Origin of the sequence: Demequina litoralis (assembly GCF_030418455.1) — a bacterium.
GTDB lineage: Bacteria > Actinomycetota > Actinomycetes > Actinomycetales > Demequinaceae > Demequina > Demequina litoralis.
Map to the genome: position 1 here is coordinate 168106 of NZ_JAUHPW010000002.1, position 16419 is coordinate 184524.

Annotated in this window: 14 protein-coding genes; 4 read left to right on the forward strand and 10 right to left on the reverse strand. The window is 74.0% G+C overall.

Annotated elements, in window-relative coordinates:
• Nucleotides 1–158: 158 nt before the first annotated feature.
• Nucleotides 159–1154 carry a stage II sporulation protein M gene (locus QQX09_RS03435; protein WP_301131330.1) on the reverse strand — a complete coding sequence of 332 codons (996 nt, stop codon included), beginning with the start codon at nt 1152–1154 and terminating at the stop codon, nt 159–161.
• A 41-nt stretch (nt 1155–1195) separates the two neighbouring features.
• Between QQX09_RS03435 and QQX09_RS03440 the strand changes: the two genes are divergently transcribed.
• Complete coding sequence (locus QQX09_RS03440; protein ID WP_301131331.1) at nt 1196–2017, forward strand: RDD family protein; 822 nt, start codon at nt 1196–1198, stop codon at nt 2015–2017.
• Between the two features lie 49 nt (nt 2018–2066).
• Here QQX09_RS03440 and ahcY read toward each other — a convergent pair whose 3' ends face one another.
• From ahcY to QQX09_RS03460, 4 genes are all read right to left on the reverse strand, one after another.
• A complete protein-coding gene (gene ahcY, locus QQX09_RS03445; RefSeq protein ID WP_301131333.1) occupies nt 2067–3506 on the reverse strand; it encodes an adenosylhomocysteinase in 1440 nt (479 codons plus the stop codon).
• A 140-nt stretch (nt 3507–3646) separates the two neighbouring features.
• Nucleotides 3647–4591 (reverse strand): cation diffusion facilitator family transporter, encoded by a 945-nt coding sequence (locus QQX09_RS03450; RefSeq protein ID WP_301131334.1) that lies wholly within the window; start codon nt 4589–4591, stop codon nt 3647–3649.
• Complete coding sequence (locus QQX09_RS03455; RefSeq protein ID WP_301131336.1) at nt 4592–6025, reverse strand: phosphomannomutase/phosphoglucomutase; 1434 nt, start codon at nt 6023–6025, stop codon at nt 4592–4594. It abuts the gene before it with no gap.
• A gap of 57 nt (nt 6026–6082) precedes the next feature.
• The gene (locus QQX09_RS03460; RefSeq protein ID WP_301131337.1) at nt 6083–6442 is read right to left on the reverse strand and encodes a DUF3499 domain-containing protein; all 360 of its coding nucleotides are present in this window, start codon (nt 6440–6442) and stop codon (nt 6083–6085) included.
• 161 nt (nt 6443–6603) lie between these two features.
• Here QQX09_RS03460 and QQX09_RS03465 point away from each other — a divergent pair, with 161 nt between their 5' ends.
• A complete protein-coding gene (locus QQX09_RS03465; RefSeq protein ID WP_301131338.1) occupies nt 6604–7005 on the forward strand; it encodes a metallopeptidase family protein in 402 nt (133 codons plus the stop codon).
• A gap of 13 nt (nt 7006–7018) precedes the next feature.
• On the opposite strand, the gene QQX09_RS03470 is transcribed toward QQX09_RS03465, so the two are convergent.
• Genes QQX09_RS03470 through QQX09_RS03480 form a run of 3 tightly spaced genes read right to left on the reverse strand, consistent with a single transcriptional unit; the run spans nt 7019 to nt 11748 of the window.
• Nucleotides 7019–8338, reverse strand: coding sequence for a DUF5719 family protein (locus QQX09_RS03470; RefSeq protein WP_301131340.1), 1320 nt, complete (start codon nt 8336–8338; stop codon nt 7019–7021).
• The gene (locus QQX09_RS03475; RefSeq protein ID WP_301131342.1) at nt 8335–11460 is read right to left on the reverse strand and encodes a glycosyltransferase family 2 protein; all 3126 of its coding nucleotides are present in this window, start codon (nt 11458–11460) and stop codon (nt 8335–8337) included. The genes QQX09_RS03470 and QQX09_RS03475 overlap by 4 nt, the downstream gene beginning before the upstream one ends.
• 24 nt (nt 11461–11484) lie before the next feature.
• On the reverse strand, nt 11485–11748 hold the full coding sequence (locus tag QQX09_RS03480) for a WhiB family transcriptional regulator (protein WP_436969044.1): 264 nt from the start codon (nt 11746–11748) through the stop codon (nt 11485–11487).
• Nucleotides 11749–12078: 330 nt separating this feature from the next.
• On the opposite strand from QQX09_RS03480, the gene QQX09_RS03485 reads away from it, so the two are divergent.
• Together QQX09_RS03485 and QQX09_RS03490 are read left to right on the forward strand one after the other, a co-directional pair.
• Nucleotides 12079–13293 (forward strand): LCP family protein, encoded by a 1215-nt coding sequence (locus QQX09_RS03485; RefSeq protein ID WP_301131345.1) that lies wholly within the window; start codon nt 12079–12081, stop codon nt 13291–13293.
• Nucleotides 13294–13384: 91 nt separating this feature from the next.
• A complete protein-coding gene (locus QQX09_RS03490; protein WP_301131346.1) occupies nt 13385–14662 on the forward strand; it encodes an LCP family protein in 1278 nt (425 codons plus the stop codon).
• Between the two features lie 95 nt (nt 14663–14757).
• On the opposite strand, the gene purE is transcribed toward QQX09_RS03490, so the two are convergent.
• Together purE and QQX09_RS03500 are read right to left on the reverse strand one after the other, a co-directional pair.
• Entirely contained in the window at nt 14758–15258 is a 501-nt protein-coding gene (gene purE, locus QQX09_RS03495) for a 5-(carboxyamino)imidazole ribonucleotide mutase (RefSeq protein ID WP_301131347.1), read from the reverse strand.
• The gene (locus tag QQX09_RS03500) at nt 15255–16397 is read right to left on the reverse strand and encodes a 5-(carboxyamino)imidazole ribonucleotide synthase (RefSeq protein ID WP_301131348.1); all 1143 of its coding nucleotides are present in this window, start codon (nt 16395–16397) and stop codon (nt 15255–15257) included. Before QQX09_RS03500 ends, purE begins: the two co-directional genes overlap by 4 nt.
• Nucleotides 16398–16419 lie beyond the last annotated feature (22 nt).

Below are 16419 nucleotides of genomic sequence, written 5' to 3' on the forward strand. Positions count from 1 at the left end.
CTGCCGCGCCGGCCGGCCGGCTGTTTCAGCCGGCGCTTGAACACGCGACGGTGATGAGCGTCAGCCGGAGCGGATCACGCCACCCGGGTCGCCCTCGCGGGCCCCACCGCCCGCGCCGCGACAGCACCGCGCCACCGCTCGACCGCGCCGTGCCGGCCTCAGCCCGCGAGCGCCGCCTGATCCGTCGCGAAGTCGCCCTCGGCATCGCCCGTGGCCCCCGCCCGCACCGCCGCGCGGCCGGCCACGAACACGTACATCCAGAACGCGACGACCGCGATCAGGCCGATGGCGATCTTGAGCCACCACGGCATCGCGGATCCCGTGACGAAGCCCTCGATGAGCCCGGACGCGAACAGCGCGATGACGAGGCCCAGCGCGACCGCGATCGCGCCGCGCCCCTCCTCCGCGAGCGCCCGGGCGCGGGGGCGCGGACCCGGCACGAGCATCGTCCAGAACAGCCGCAGGCCGGCGCCCGCCGCCACGAACACCGCGGACAGCTCGAGCAGCCCGTGCGGGGCGATGAGCTGGAAGAACACGTCGAGCGCCCCCGCCTCGGCCATCACCGCGCCCGCGACCCCCAGTTGGATCACCGTGTTGTACATGAGGAACAGCGGATACACGCCCGTGATGCCGAACGCGATGCACTGCGCCGCGAGCCAGCCGTTGTTGGTCCACACCGTCGCGGAGAAGGACGTCGAGTCGTACTCGGTGTAGTAGCTCGCGAACTCCTCCTCCGCGATGAGCGCGCGCGTCTCGGGCGGGCCGATCAGCGCGAGCGACTCGGGATGCGTGAGCGTCCACCAGCCCGACACCGAGGCCAGCAGCACGACGGCGAGCGCGACCCCGACGCCCCACCAGCGCACCCGGTGGAACGCGGCGGGCAGCACCACCGTGAGGTAGCGGCGCGCGTCCCGGGTCGACACCGTGTGGGCGCCCGTGAGCCACACGCGCGCCGACGCGAGCAGCACCGACAGCCGCGACACCACGGACGGCTCGGGGGCGGCGGAGCGCACCGCCGCGAGGTCGCCCGCGGTCGCCTGGTAGAGCCGGGTCAGCTCGTCGGCCTCCGCGCCGGTGAGGCGCCGCGACCGCGACAGCTCCTTGAGCCGCGCCCAGCGCGCCTCGCGCACGGCGCCGAAGGAGTCGATGTCCACGCCGCTACGATGCCACAGGAGGCCCCACCCAGGGAGGACGCATGACGGACGAGGACGCGATCCTCATCGGCGAGGGCGTGGTGCTCGACTCCGGCGCCGCCTCCGTGCCGCTGCGCATGCTGTCCGGCGCGATCGACATGGCCGCGACCTTCACGGTCCTGTTCGTGGGGATGTCGATGCTCGAGCGGGCCGGCGCGAGCCTCAACGACGCGTGGGCCCGCGCGGTGGTCATCACGTGGACCGTCGCCTGCCTCGTGCTCGCGCCCATGACCGTCGAGACCCTCACCCGCGGCCGCTCGCTCGGGCGCTGGGCGGCCGGCCTGCGCATCGTCCGCGACGACGGCGGACCCGTGAGCGTCCGCCACGCCGCCGCCCGCGCGCTGCTCGGCGTCCTCGAGCTCTACGGCACGCTCGGGATGCTCGCCGTGACCGTGTCGGCCTTCGGCACGCGCGGCAAGCGGATCGGCGACTACGTCGCGGGCACCTACGCGATGCGCACGCGTGGCGCCAAGCGGGCCCTGCCACGCCTGGCGATGCCGGTCGGGCTCGAGGGCTGGGCCCGCACCGCCGACATCACGCGGCTGGGCGACGGGCTCGCGCTCACCGCGCGCATGTTCCTCTCGCGCGCGCCGGACATGCACGCGCCCTCGCGCGTGCGGGTCGGCACGCGGCTGTCCGAGCAGTTCGCCACGCACGTCTCCCCGCCCCCGCCCGCCGGCACCCACCCCGAGGCGTTCCTCGCGGCCGTGCTGGTCGAGCGGCGCGACCGCGAGCAGCGCATCGAGGAGGCGCGCATGGCCCGCGCCGAGCGCGACGGCGACGCGCTGCGCCGCCTGCCGTTCGGCGTCCCCGACGCGGACTGAGGCGCGGCGACCGCCGCATCGTCCCGCCGGGACGGGACGATACGCGGGCTCAGTACCGGTAGTGGTCCGGCTTGAACGGGCCCTCGACGGGCACGCCGATGTAGTCGGCCTGGGACTGCGACAGCTCCGTGAGGCGCACGCCGAGCGCGTCGAGGTGCAGCCGCGCGACCTTCTCGTCGAGCTCCTTCGGCAGGCGGTGCACGCCCAGCGGGTACGCGTCGATGCTGGTCCACAGCTCGATCTGCGCGATCACCTGGTTGGTGAAGGACGCGCTCATGACGAAGCTGGGGTGGCCGGTCGCGTTGCCGAGGTTGAGCAGGCGTCCCTCGCTCAGCACGATGATCGAGTGCCCGTCGGGGAACACCCACTCGTCGACCTGGGGCTTGATGGGCGTGAGCTTCGCGCCCGAGCGCGCGAGGCCGGTCATGTCGATCTCGTTGTCGAAGTGACCGACGTTGCCGACCACGGCCTTGTCCTTCATCGCGGCCATGTGCTCGACGCGGAGGATGTCCTTGTTGCCGGTGGTGGTGATGAAGAAGTCGGCGCGGTCGACGTAGTCCTCGACGCGCGCGACCTCGTAGCCGTCCATCGCGGCCTGGAGGGCACAGATCGGGTCGACCTCGGACACGACCACGCGGGCGCCCTGGCCGCGCAGCGCCTCGGCGGCGCCCTTGCCGACGTCTCCGTAGCCGCACACGAAAGCGACCTTGCCGCCCATGAGGACGTCGGTGGCGCGGTTGATGCCGTCGGGCAGCGAGTGGCGGATGCCGTACTTGTTGTCGAACTTCGACTTGGTGACCGAGTCGTTGACGTTGATGGCCGGGAACAGGAGCTCGCCGCGGCGGTGCATCGCCTCGAGGCGGTGCACGCCGGTGGTGGTCTCCTCGGACACGCCCACGATCACCTGCGCCATGCGCGTGAAGCGCGTGGGATCCGTCGCGATCGAGCGGCGGATGACGGCACGCATCGACTCGACCTCGAGGTTGTAGTCGGGGTCCTCCTCCTCGAGCGGCGCGGGCACCTCGCCGGCCGCCTCGAAGCGCGCGCCCTCGTGCACGAGCAGGGTGGCGTCGCCGCCGTCGTCGAGGATGATCGTGGGGCCGTCGTGGCCCTCCCAGCGCAGGATGCTGTCGGTGTACTCCCAGTACTCGGGGATGGTCTCGCCCTTGATCGCGAAGACGGGGACGCCGGCGGGCGCCGAGTACGTGCCCGCGCCGACGACGATCGCGGCGGCGGCCTCGTCCTGCGTCGAGAAGATGTTGCACGAGGCCCAACGGACGTCCGCGCCGAGCGCGGTGAGGGTCTCGATGAGCACCGCGGTCTGCACGGTCATGTGCAGCGAGCCCGCGATGCGCGCGCCCGCGAGCGGCTGCGCCTCGCCGAACTCGGCGCGCAGGGCCATGAGGCCCGGCATCTCCTGCTCGGCCAGTCGGATCTGGTTGCGGCCGGCCTCGGCCAGCGCCAGGTCCGCGACGACGTGCTCGATCATGGGGTCTCCTAGGCTCGGGACGCCCGCGTGCGCGGCTCCGCGATCGCGTCGGGTGCTCTCCCGAGGACGGTGGCGGCGCCCTGCGCGGGCACGATCGTCATTTCTACCATCCCCCGCGCGCCGCCGCCGGTCGCCTCGGGTCAGGCCGGGGGCACCGCGCCCTCGTCCCGCGCCGCCTCGTGCCGCACATCCGGCTCGATGAAGATGAGCCGCACCGCGGGCACGGCCTCCCGGATGAGCGCCTCGGCGGCGTCGGTGCGCGCGGCGATCACCTCGAGCGTCTCGTCGGCCCCGGCGCCCACCTTGACCGCGACGAGGATGTCCTCCGGGCCCAGGTGCGAGGTGCGCAGGTGGATCACGTCGGGGTACCCGCCCTCGGCGAGCGCCGCACGGATCCTCGCGAGGTCCTCCTCGGTCGCCGACTCGCCCAGCAGCATCTCGCGGGTCTCGCGCGCGAGCACCGTCGCGATCGACACGAGCAGCACGCCGATCATCGCGGTGCCGAACGCGTCCCAGCGCCCGTTGTCGGTGATCAGCGTCATCACCACGCCGAAGAACGCGAACACCAGGCCGATGAGCGCGCCGAAGTCCTCGAGGAGGATCACGGGCAGCTCGGGCGAGCGCGACCGCTGGATGAAGCGCCCCCACCCCACGTTGCCGCGGATCTTGTTCGACTCGATGATCGCGGTGCGGAAGGACATGCCCTCGAGCGCCATCGCGATCACGAGCACCACGACCGGCACCCACTGCCACGACTCGATCGCCTCGGGGTGCTGCCACTTGTGCCACGCCTCGTACAGCGCGAACAGGCCGCCGACGCTGAACAGCACGACGGCGACGATGAAGGCGTAGAAGTACCGGTAGCGCGCGAAGCCGAACGGATGCTCGGGGGTCGCCTCCCGCCGCGCCTTGCGCGCGCCGAGCAGCAGGAGCAGCTGGTTGCCCGAGTCGGCGACCGAGTGGATGGCCTCCGCGAGCATGGACGATGCGCCGGTGAGGCCCCACGCCGCGAACTTGGTGACGCCGATGCCGAGGTTGGCGCTGAGCGCCGCGATGACCGCCCTGGTGCCGCCCTCGGTCGACATTCAGCCCTCCCGGATGACGGCGAGGACCTGGTCCCGCATGCGCTCCATCAGCTCGCCGCCGTCGGCCTCCGAGTTGAGCCGCAGCAGCGGCTCGGTGTTCGAGGGGCGCACGTTGAACCACCAGCGCTCGCCCTCGCCGGGGGCGGGCCAGTGCTCGACGGTGAGGCCGTCGAACTCGTCCGAGTAGACCTCGTCCGTGACGAAGGCGGCCTTGACCCGCGCGAGGGCGTCCGGCACCGAGCCGACGGTCGAGTTGATCTCGCCCGAGGCGGTGTACGGCTCGTGCGCCGCGATCATGCCGGACAGCGGGCCGTCCTGCGAGCCCAGCGCGGCGAGCACGTGCATCGCCGCGAGCATCCCGGAGTCCGCGTAGAAGAAGTCGCGGAAGTAGAAGTGCGCGCTGTGCTCGCCCCCGAACACCGCGTTGAGGCGCGCCATCTCGGCCTTGATGAAGCTGTGCCCCACACGCGAGCGCACGGGGGTGGCGCCGGCGGCGGCGAGCTGCTCGCGCACGGCGCGCGAGGAGATGAGGTTGTGGATGACGGTCGGCTCGGCGGACGGGTCCGCCGCGAGCTCGCGGGCGGTCTCGCGCAGGCCCACGAGGCACGTGATCGCCGACGGCGTCACCACCTCGCCGCGCTCGTCGACGACGAAGCAGCGGTCGGCGTCGCCGTCGAAGGCGAGGCCGATGTCCGCGCCGTGCTCCCTGACCGCGGCCTGGAGGTCGCGCAGGTTCTCGGTCTCGAGCGGGTTCGCCTCGTGGTTGGGGAAGGTGCCGTCGAGCTCGAAGTACAGCGGGATGATCTCGAGCGGCAGCTCCGGCAGGCCGGCCGCGGTGCCGAGCACCGCCGGGACGGTGTAGCCGGCCATCGCGTTCGCGGCGTCGACCACGACCTTGAGCGGACGGATGCCGTCGAGCGGCACGAGCGAGCGCAGGAACGCGCCGTACTCGCCCACCATCTCGCGGGTGGTCTCGGTGCCGGGCGTCTCGGCGACGGCCGGGGCCTCGACCAGGTAGCGCGAGGCCAGCGACCGCACGTCCGCGAGGCCGGAGTTCTCGCCCACGGCGCGGGCGCGGCTGCGGCACAGCTTCATGCCGTTGTACGCGGCGGGGTTGTGGCTCGCGGTGATCATCACGCCGGGGATGTCGAGCGCGCCGGACGCGTGGTACAGCCCGTCCGTCGAGCACAGGCCGATGCGCACCACGTCGACGCCGCGCGAGGTCAGCCCCGCGGCGACGGCGTCCGCGAGCCAGGGACCGCTGTCGCGCATGTCGTGGCCGATCGCGACGGTGGTCTCGCCGTCGGGGAGCACGATCGCGTCGGCGAAGGCCGCCCCGATGGCGGTCGCCACCTCGGCGGTGAGCGTCTCGCCCACGATGCCGCGCACGTCGTAGGACTTGATGAGCTGGGACAGGTCAGGTGCGGTCGTCACGCGGTCAGACTAGCGGCCCCGCGCACCTGCGTCCTTAGCGAAAGGTTGATTTGTCCTTTAGGCGTCGTTGGAGATCACGCGGAGGTGGCCGCGGCGCGGCTCCGAGGCGACGGGCGCGGGAGGCACGAAGGCCGGCGCGGTCCGGGGTCGACCGGCCTCGCGCACGGCGCGGGCGAGCGCCTCGAGGTCGTCGCTCGACGGCTCGGGCTCGGCGTACTCCGTCTGGATGTGCACGACGTCCCAGCCGCGGGGCGCCGTGAAGCGGTCCGCGTGGTGCGCGCACAGGTCGTAGCTGTGCGGCTCGGCCGATGCGGACAGCTGCCCGACCACCACGGTCGAGTCCGCGTACACATAGGTGAGCGTCGCCGCGGCGGGACGCGAGCACGACGAGCGCGAGCACTGACGGGTGGCGATCACGCAAGCGACGGTACCCCCGCGCGCCGGGCGCGCCGGGCTGCCACGCCGGGCCGCGGCCGGGGCGCCGCCGGGTCGCTCCGGCCCGCGCGCCGCCTCCTCCGGCCGCGCGGCCCGCGCGCCGGCGCCGCCGCCGGCGGCGCGGCGGGCGGTAGCCTCGCGGTATGTCCCGGCGCGATCGTCACGGCCGCGGCCTCCGCAGGCCCCTCCTCCCCTTCGGCGCACCCGGCTACCGCACGCGCGCCGAGCATTTCGACGACCTCGTCGCGGACGCGGTCGAGCGTCTCGAGCCGCGCTGGGGCGACGAGTGGGGCCGGATCGAGTTCGGCACCGAGGACGTGCCGCCCTCGGACCCGACTCCGTGGGAGGAGGGCGTGCCGCTGGGCCGCCTGTTCCCCGCGGACCTGGGCCAGCCGACCCGGGTGGTCCTGTACCGCCGCCCGCTCGAGCAGCGGGCGGATCCCGCGGACCTGCCCGCGCTCGTGCGCGACGTCGTGACGGAGCACGTCGCGCACGTGGTGGGGCGGCCGCCGGAGGAGGTCGACCCGGAGTACGGCACGGGCTGAGCCCGGCCTGCGCTCAGGAGCCCGGGCCGAGGTAGGGGCGCAGGCCCACCGTCACGGGGACCGGCTCGATATCGGTGCGGCGCGGCGTGAGCGCGGCGACGAAGCCTGGCTCGTCCTCGAGCGCGAGGCTCCACGTGAACCGGGGGCTGCCCGTGAGCACGGTGCCCGCGGGCACCTCGAGCGCGAGCGTCGCGGTCGACCGGGCGGTCATCTGCTGCGAGACCACCACCTCGCCGTCGGCGTCCGTGAGCGTGAACTCGCCCGCGACCGCGGCGTGGACGGTCACCGCCGTGACGTGATCCGTCACGATCGCGCTGCGCGGCATGCGGTCGGAGACGTCCTGCGCGGGCAGCCACGCGAGGTCCCGCTCGACCGCGTCCGCGGGGCCGTCCACCACGGGACGCGGGACGCTGAGCATCGCCGCCGCGACCACCGGGGCGTCCGCGCGGACCTCGACCGCCCCCGAGGCGATGGCGGGGACCTCGACCTCGGTCACCACGCCCGGCTCGAGCACGAGCCCCGAGACGCCGCCCCACTCGACGAGCCCCTCGTCGCCCGCGAGCATGAGGTCCGCGGTGGCCCCGTCGGGCGACATCAGCCGCACGGTCGTGGTCGCATCGTCCTCCGTGCCGACGCCGGGGATCACGAGCCGCGTCGACGGCGCGGCGCCGCGCCCCACCCAGTCGGTGCCCGCGGGCTGGAACCCGTCGAGCCGCGAATCCTGGAGGTGCGCGACCACGCCGGCGCCGGTCGCGACGACGCGGACCGCGAGCGCGGGCACCTCCGCCGCCACGGACTCGAGCAGCAGGTCCTGCTGGCCGCCGGGCGCGATCGAGACCACCGCGTGCTCCTCGAGCGCGCCGAGCCCGCCGTAGAGCGTGACGGTCGCCTCGGTCGACGCGTCCGAGGGGTTGGTGAGGACCAGCCGCGCGCTCGAGCCGAGCGCGGTCGAGCCGCCCACGAGCCACTGGTCGCGCACGGGAGCCACGCACGTGGCGGCCGACAGCCCCGCGACGTCGCCGCCGCCGATGCGCTCGACCGAGCCGGCGACCTCGCCCGTGGCGAGGAAGCCGGCCCCCGTGGGCGTGGCACCGTCACCGAGCGCCTGGTAGGTGCGGTCGTCGCTGCCCGATCCGAGGTCGGGGTCGCCCGAGTCGATGTCGCCCACCGGGATCTCGACCGGCCCCGGGCACGCGAGCGGCTGCTCCGCCGGGGTCACGTCGCCCTCGTACGGCGCGGCCGCGACCGGCGCCTCGGCCACGATGCGGCCCGCCGCGACCACCGCGAGCACCGCGACGGTCGCCGCGCCGAGCACCACCAGCCGCCGGATCATGAGCGCACCGCCCGGTAGCGGCGGTCGTGGAGGGGCACCATGCCGATCATCGCCCACGCGACGAGCACCACGGACGCCCACCACCACCACCGGTACGTCTCGTCCTCGTAGCGGTACTCGACGGCGTCCGCGCCCGCGGGGACGGCGAAGGCCGCCCGGCCCAGCGCATCGTCCACGGGGGCGAGGGCCGCGCCGTCCGCCAGGGCGGTCCATCCCTCGTCGGCGGCGGCGGCGATGACGAGCGTGCCGCCGCCCGCGCCGCCGACCGCGCCGGACCACGAGTCGGAGTCGAGCACCGTCACCGCGCCCTCGTCGTCCTCGACCCACGCGCGCGACACCGCGGCGTCGGAGCCGGGGCGCGCGACCCGGTAGCTGGTGCCGACGTCGCTCGCGCCGATGAGGCGGAGGTCCGCGAGCTGGCTGAGGGAGCTGGCGATCATGTCCGAGCCGGGCGTCGCGACGATGACGCCGATGCCCCAGGCCGCGAGGGTCTCGTCCGCACCCGACGCGGCCCCCGCGAGCGTCGCGACGGCCTCGGCGAGGGTCGCGGGCATGGCGGGCGTCGCGCCGGGGCGCGCGAGCGGCGAGCCGTCGGCGGAGATCTGCGCACGACCCGTGAGCACCGTGGTGCCGTCGCCGTCGAGCACCGTGTAGTCGACGCCCGCGTCGGTGTCGGCGAGCACGAGCACGCGCTGGTGGGTCGCGAGCCGCTGCTCGAGCGTCGCCACGAGCGGGAGCGCCTCGGTCGACGCGGGGTGGACGTCGCCGCGCTCGGCGCGCCCGGGCCACGCCTCGACCACGACGGACGCGACGAGCACACCCGCCATGAGCGTGACGGCGATCGATGCGAGCAGCCGGATCGCGGCACGCCCCCGGCCCTCGCCCGCGAGCCACAGGCGGGACGATGCGGCGGCCGCGGCGCCGATGAGGCCCGCGGCGACGAGGGTCGAGCCGGGTCCGGCGAAGCCGTTCGCGGCGGCCTCGCCCGCGCCGTCGGCGTGGACCACGAGCGTCGCCTGCGCGGCGGCCGCGGTGCCGACGCCCACGGCCGCGACGAGCAGCCCCGCGGCGACGGCCCAGGGCGCCCGCCCGGAGGCGACCGCAAGGACCGCCGCACCGACGACTCCGAGGCCGATCGCGCCCACGACGAGCGTGCCGGGCAGGTCGGGCAGGCCGGGCGCACCGCGCGAGTGGTCCGTGAGGCCCAGCACGAGCCGCCAGGGCTCCACGACCCCGGAGGCGAGGGCGGGGCCGTTCTCGCGCGCGAGGATCGCCCACCCGTCGCGCGTGAGCGGGCCCGCCGCCCAGGCGGCGACGAGCCCGGGTCCCGAGACGACGAGCGCGGGGATCGCGGCGGTCCACACGCGCCAGCGGGCGCGGCCGGCGAACGCCCCCGCGACGAGCACGACCGCGACGAGCGGCAGCAGCAGGACCGGTGCGGCGGCGACGATGACGGCGAGGGAGAAGGCGGCGCCCATCGCGGCGCTGGGCGACGGGAGCCGGCGAGCCGGGAACTCCTCGCCGCCGCCGACGGCCTCGCCACGGTGCCAGCCCGCGGCGCGCGCCAGGCCCATCGCGAACCACGGCAGCATGATGTGGGCGATGACCGGGCCGACCCGGCCGTCGGAGATCGCCTGGAGGTGCAGCGGCCACAGCCCGTAGGCGAGGGCGCCGAGGCCGCGCGCCCACACCGACCGGGTGGCGGCGCCGAGCGCGAACCACGCGGAGACCGCCGCGAGCGCGACACCCAGGCCTAGCAGCAGTCCCACCCAGACGCGCAGCCCGCCTGGCAGGGCGGCGGCGGGCAGCAGCAGGGCGCTGAACGCGCCGTCGAGCGCGGGCAGCCCGAAGCCGGTCGAGCTCCAGCCGGACCAGGTGCGCTCCCAGATCTCGTCGAGCGGGACGTCGGTGACGCCGAGCGCGGTGCCGGTGAGCATGCGTCCCGATGCGAGCGCGGTGAGCCAGGTCCCGTGCAGCGCGATCGACGCCGCGAGCGCGAGCACGGTCACGAGGGCCGCCGCGCCGCGCCGCCGGATCGCGGCATCGGCCAGCTCGCCGCGGACCACGTCGGTGGGCGCGGCCTGCGCGCGCCAGCGGTCGTACGCCCGCAGCTCGCGCGACCGGATGGTGGACAGCACGGCACGCGTGCCGACGAGGAAGGGCGCGACGGCGGAGGCGGGGCGCGTCGAGCCGCGCCGGATGCGGGCCCTCATGCCCGGGACGCGCGGGACGCGCGCGAGCAGCCGCCACGGCACCGCGAGGTCGGCGCCGACCATGCGCGACTCGTTCTGCGCGATCCTCAGGACCGCGCGGGTCGCGGCGGACAGGAACGACCACGCGATGAGCAGCGGGACGGCGAGCACCGGCGCCCACGCGAGCGCGTGCACCCACTCGCCGGTGCGCCGCAGCCCGTACGTGGAGCTCCTGCCCCGGGACGAGCCGGCGCGCACGCCGGTGAGGCCGTCCTGGGCGTGCCGCACCTTGGCGACCGGGACGATGACGACGTCGTGGCCCGCGCGCCACGCCCGTCGGCAGAAGTGGAGGCTGTCGCCGTAGCCGCGGTACGCGGGCTCGAGGCCGCCCAGCTCCTCCCACACCTCGCGGCGGACGAGCGCGCCGGCGAGCGAGGCTGCCAGGACGTCCTCGCGCTCGTCGTACTGGCCCTGGTTGATGTCGTCCTCGTCGACGAGGTCGATGCGTCGCGCGCCCACGCGGGTGGTGGTGACGCCGAGGCTCACGAGCCGGGACACGTCGTCCCACCGCACGTGGGCGGGCGCGATCACCGCGGCGGCGGTGCGCTTCTTGGCGGTGGCGACCAGCTGCGCGAGCGCGGTCGGCAGCGGCGCCGTGTCGTCGTGGAGGAGCCACAGCAGCTCCGCGGGATGCGCGGGATGCGCGGCGAGGACCGCGTCGACGCCCTGCGTGTACGTGCGGGCGGCGTCATGCCACTCGACCGCGAGCCCGTCGGGCGTGTCGGGGCGCTCCGCGCCCGCGGGAAGCACCACGTGGAGGAGGTCCGGGCGGAGGGTCTGCTCGGCGACGGCCGCGAGCACGTCCGGAAGGCGCGTCGAGCGGCCGTCCGAGACGACGATCGCGCGCACCAGGAGGCGCGCAGGGCTCATCGTGCTCCCACGCAGATCGTCCGGCTAGACCGCGCGACGCTTGAGCTTGCGACGCTCCCGCTCCGAGAGCCCACCCCAGATGCCGAAACGCTCGTCGTTGGCCAGCGCGTAGTCGAGGCACTCGGAGCGTACGTCGCACGACGCGCACACCTTCTTCGCCTCACGCGTGGAGCCGCCCTTCTCGGGGAAGAACGCCTCGGGATCCGTCTGGGCGCACAGTGCGCGCTCCTGCCACGACAGCGGCCCGTCATCCTCGGTCCCGCCGAAGATGTCCACCACCGACGCCAGCGTCGATGCGGGCCTACCCGCGTCCGAGGGAACTGAGCCGTCGTAGATATTCCACACGGGCCCCACCTCCGTTCGCGACGGGGATCCATCGCGCCCCCGTCCCATGAATTACAGCCGTGTAATCACCCCTGAGTCAAGTCGAATGGTCCATTTCGCACGAAGCAATTTCCGAGGAGCCTCGACGGCGATGCCGCTGGTCGGCGCGCACGCGCCCGGGCGTGTCGCCGCCGCGCGCACGACCGCACCGTCGCATCGGCGCCCGCCGCGCCCGTGCATCGTCGCCGCCGGGCCTCCTGCCTACAATGCCGCCAACCAGGAGCAGGGAGCCCGATGGTCGACTCGGAGGCGGTGCAGCCGCGCCACGCGCATGCCCGCCGGTGGCCTCGGGCGGCCCTCGCCGCCGCGAGCGCGGCCGCCGCGGTCCTCGGCTTCGTCCTCGTGTACGCGGGCACCGTCGTCGGCCAGGTCGATGCGACGCTCGGGTCCAACGCGCGCGACGTCGACGACCTCGTGGGGGACCGTCCCGAGCGCCCCACCGACCAGGACGAGGGCGAGGCCCTCAACATCCTCCTCATGGGCTCGGACGTGCGCACGGGCTCCAACGGCACGGTGGGCGGGGGCGCGGACATCGGCGGCATGCGCAACGACACGACGATGCTCGTGCACCTGTCGGCCGACCGCAGCCGCGTCGAGGTGGTGTCGATCCCCCGCGACGCGCAGGTCGAGATCCCCGAGTGCAGCTACGAGGACGGCACCACGGTCGCGGGCGGGTACGGCGACTTCAACATCGCCTTCGCGAACGGCGGCGCGCACGGCGACGCCGGCGAGGCCGCCGCGTGCACCATCAAGACCGTCGAGCAGATGTCGGGCGTGCGCATCGACCACTACGCCGTGGTCGACTTCCAGGGCTTCATCGACATGGTCGACGCGCTCGGCGGCGTGCCGATGTGCATCCCGCAGCGCATCGTGTCCGACAAGGCCCACCTCGAGCTCGACGCCGGGCCGCAGGTGCTGGACGGCGAGACCGCGCTCGCGTACGCCCGGCTGCGCACCGCGGAGGAGGGCGACGTGTCCGGCTCGGACCTCCAGCGGATCACCCGCCAGCAGCAGCTCCTCGAGCAGGTCGCGGCGACCGTGTTCTCGAAGAACCTCCTCACCGACACCGACGAGCTCACGCGCTTCCTGCGGGCCGCGGCGGAGTCGCTCACCATGGATCCCGAGCTCGCAGACACGACGTATCTCGTGGGCCTCGCCTTCAGTGTGCGCAATCTCACGACGGACGACATCCAGTTCGTGACGGTGCCGTGGGCGTACACGGAGGACCTCCTCAACGTCGAGATCCAGCCCGAGGCCGAGGACATGTGGGACGATATCCGGAACGACCGAGCGATCTCCGTGACCACGACGGGTGACGCGAGCTCCGCCTGGGATGACGGCAAGAAGAAGGACACGGACTCGTCCTCCCCTGTTCCCTCGTCCTCGGCGAAGTCCAGCGACTCCACCTCCGACACCACGACCGAGGACCTCCTGCAGGAATGCAGGTGACCAGCGGTGCCGGAACCCGTGGCTCGGGGCGCGCGTTGAGTCGCCACCGGACCCGTCCACGCGTGCGCGCACGCCGAGCCCAGGAGCATGAATGACCGTCGAGGTCTCCGACCATCGCCGCCGGCGGCGCCGCCGCCACGCGACGCGCGTCCCGCGCCACCGCGTGCTCGCGGCCGTGCTGGGCGTGTTCGCCGCGGTCGCGGGCTTCGGTCTGGTGTTCGTCGAGACGAGCCTCAACCTCGCCGACGACGGGTTCACCACCCAGGACATCTCCGCGCTGCTGCCGTCCGTGACGCCGTCCGCGGAGCCCTCCGCGACCGCCGACGCCGACCCCGAGGACCTGTCCGCGGGCAAGGCGCTCAACATCCTGCTCATGGGCTCCGACACGCGTGAGGGCGAGGACAACCAGGAGCTCGGCAAGGGCGACGTCGGCGGCATGCGCAACGACACGACGATGATCATGCACATCTCCGCGGACCGCGAGCGCGTCGAGCTCCTGTCGATCCCGCGCGACTCCCGCGTGGCGGTCTCCGACTGCAAGATGCTCGACGGCAGCACCGTCTACGGCTGGACCGGCAAGTTCAACATCGCCTTCTCCAACGGCGGCCAGAACGGCAACATCGCGGAGGCCGCGGCCTGCGTCGCCACCACGATCTACGACCTCACGGGGCTGCTCGTCGACCACTACGCGGTGGTCGACTTCTCCGGCTTCGTCGACATGGTCGACGCCCTCGACGGCGTGCCGATGTGCATCACGCAGGACGTGTACTCCCCCAAGGCCCACCTCGAGCTCGAGGCCGGCGCGCAGGTGCTCGACGGGACCACCGCGCTCGCGTGGGCCCGCGCCCGCACCGGCACCGGCCTGGGCGACGGCACGGACCTCATGCGCATCGAGCGCCAGCAGGAGCTGCTGACGAACATGGCGCGCAAGGCGCTCGGGCTCAACGTCCTCACGGACGCGAAGAAGGGCACCAAGTTCATCAACGCGCTGGCCGGGTCGATGACGATGGACCCCGAGCTGGGCGACTCGCGATTCCTGCTCGGGCTCGCGTGGAGCCTGCGCAGCTTCGACACGTCGAACCTCTACATGGCGACCGTGCCGTGGCAGTACGCGGGCGACTCGAGCGGCGACGTGCTGTGGACGCAGCCCGACGCCCAGGAGGCGTTCGACGCGCTCATCGCGGACGAGTCGCTGCAGAGCGTCCTCGAGCCCGAGACCGAGGCGTCGACGGACGACTCCACCTCGTCGGGCTCGACCTCGAAGAGCAACGACAAGAAGAGCTCCTCGGCGAGCGCAGCGCCGAGCGCGTCCCCCTCGCCGCTGCGCGAGACCGAGGACGAGATCCTCGCGGACTGCGTGATCGACTAGCCCTCCACGATTCCCAATGACACTTGGGAAAGATGTGGCGGGTGTGACCAGCTCAGCGAGTCACACCCGTCACTCTTGTCATTGGGAATCGGTGGTCAGGCGTTGCGGAGCGCCTCGCCCTTCGCGTAGGCCAGGTCGCGCAGCTCCTCCTGGAACCCGCGCATGCGCGCCCGCAGGCGCGCCGCCTCGTCGCCCTCGCCGGAGCCGAGGATCCGCGCGGCGAGCAGGCCCGCGTTGCGCGCGCCCCCGATCGACACGGTGGCCACGGGCACGCCCGCGGGCATCTGCACGATCGACAGGAGCGAGTCCATGCCGTCGAGGTGCTTGAGCGGCACCGGCACGCCGATGACCGGCAGCGTCGTCACCGACGCGAGCATGCCCGGCAGGTGCGCCGCGCCGCCCGCCCCCGCGATGATGACGGCCAGGCCGCGCGCCTCGGCCTCGCGGCCGTACGCGATCATCTGCTCGGGCATGCGGTGCGCGGACACCACGTCCTTCTCGTAGGAGATCCCGAACTCGTCGAGCGCCTCCCCCGCGGCCTTCATGGTCGGCCAGTCGGAGTCCGACCCCATCACGATGCCCACCCGGATGCTCATGCCTGTCCCCCGTCCCTGACGATGGCCGCCGCGGTGACGGCCCTCGAGTACGCCTCGTCGCGCGTCGCCGCGGACACGTTGACGTGGCCGACCTTGCGGCCCGCGCGCACGCCCTTGCCGTAGAGCTGGATCCTGGCCCCCGCATCGTCCACCTCCGCGAGCGCGTCGGTGAGGCGCGTGCGCGCGCCTCCGAGCACGTTCGCCATGACGGTCCACGGCGCGGTCGGCGAGGTGTCGCCCAGCGGCAGGTCGAGGACGGCGCGCAGGTGCTGCTCGAACTGGCTCGTGACGGCGCCGTCGATCGTCCAGTGGCCGGAGTTGTGCGGGCGCATCGCGAGCTCGTTGACCAGGATCCGGTCGCCCGCCAGGAACAGCTCGACGGCGAGCACGCCGGTGACCTCGAGCCCCGCGGCGACCGCCTCGGCTATCTCCGCGGTCTCCGCCTCGAGCGCCTCCGGCAGCCCCGGCGCGGGTGCGATGACCTCGGAGCACACGCCCGCGCGCTGGATCGACTCGACGGTGGGCCAGGCCCGCATCTCGCCCGACGGGCGGCGCGCGACCAGCACCGCGAGCTCGCGGTCGAAGGGCACCTTCTCCTCGAGCAGCACGCGGGGGCCGCCGTCGGCGGCGGCGCGCAGCCAGTCGGCCGCCTCGAAGGGCGAGGAGATCACGCGCACGCCCTTGCCGTCGTAGCCGCCGCGCGCGGTCTTGAGCACGCCCGCGCCGCCGTGGACGGCGAGGAAGTCCTCGACGTCGGCCTCGGTCTCGACGTGGCGCCACGCGGGGTTGGGCAGCCCGAGCGCATCCATGCGGGTGCGCATCTCGATCTTGTCCTGCGCGTACAGGAGCGCGTGCAGGCCGGGGCGGGCGGGCACGCCGGCGGCCGCGGCCGCGTCGAACACCTCGGCGGGGATGTGCTCGTGCTCCCAGGTGAGGGCGTCGGGACGCGGGTGCGCGAGCAGCCGCGCGACGGCGTCCGGATCGGTGGGCAGGCCCACCACGGTCTGGTGGGCGGGCAGGGCGGCGGCGGCCTCGTGCGACTCGACGAGGACGCGCAGGGTGAGGCCGAGGGCGGTGGCGGGCCCGGCCATCATGCGCGCGAGCTGGCCACCGCCGACGACGGCGACGATCGGGGTCATGGGACAAAACTACCGGGGGCTA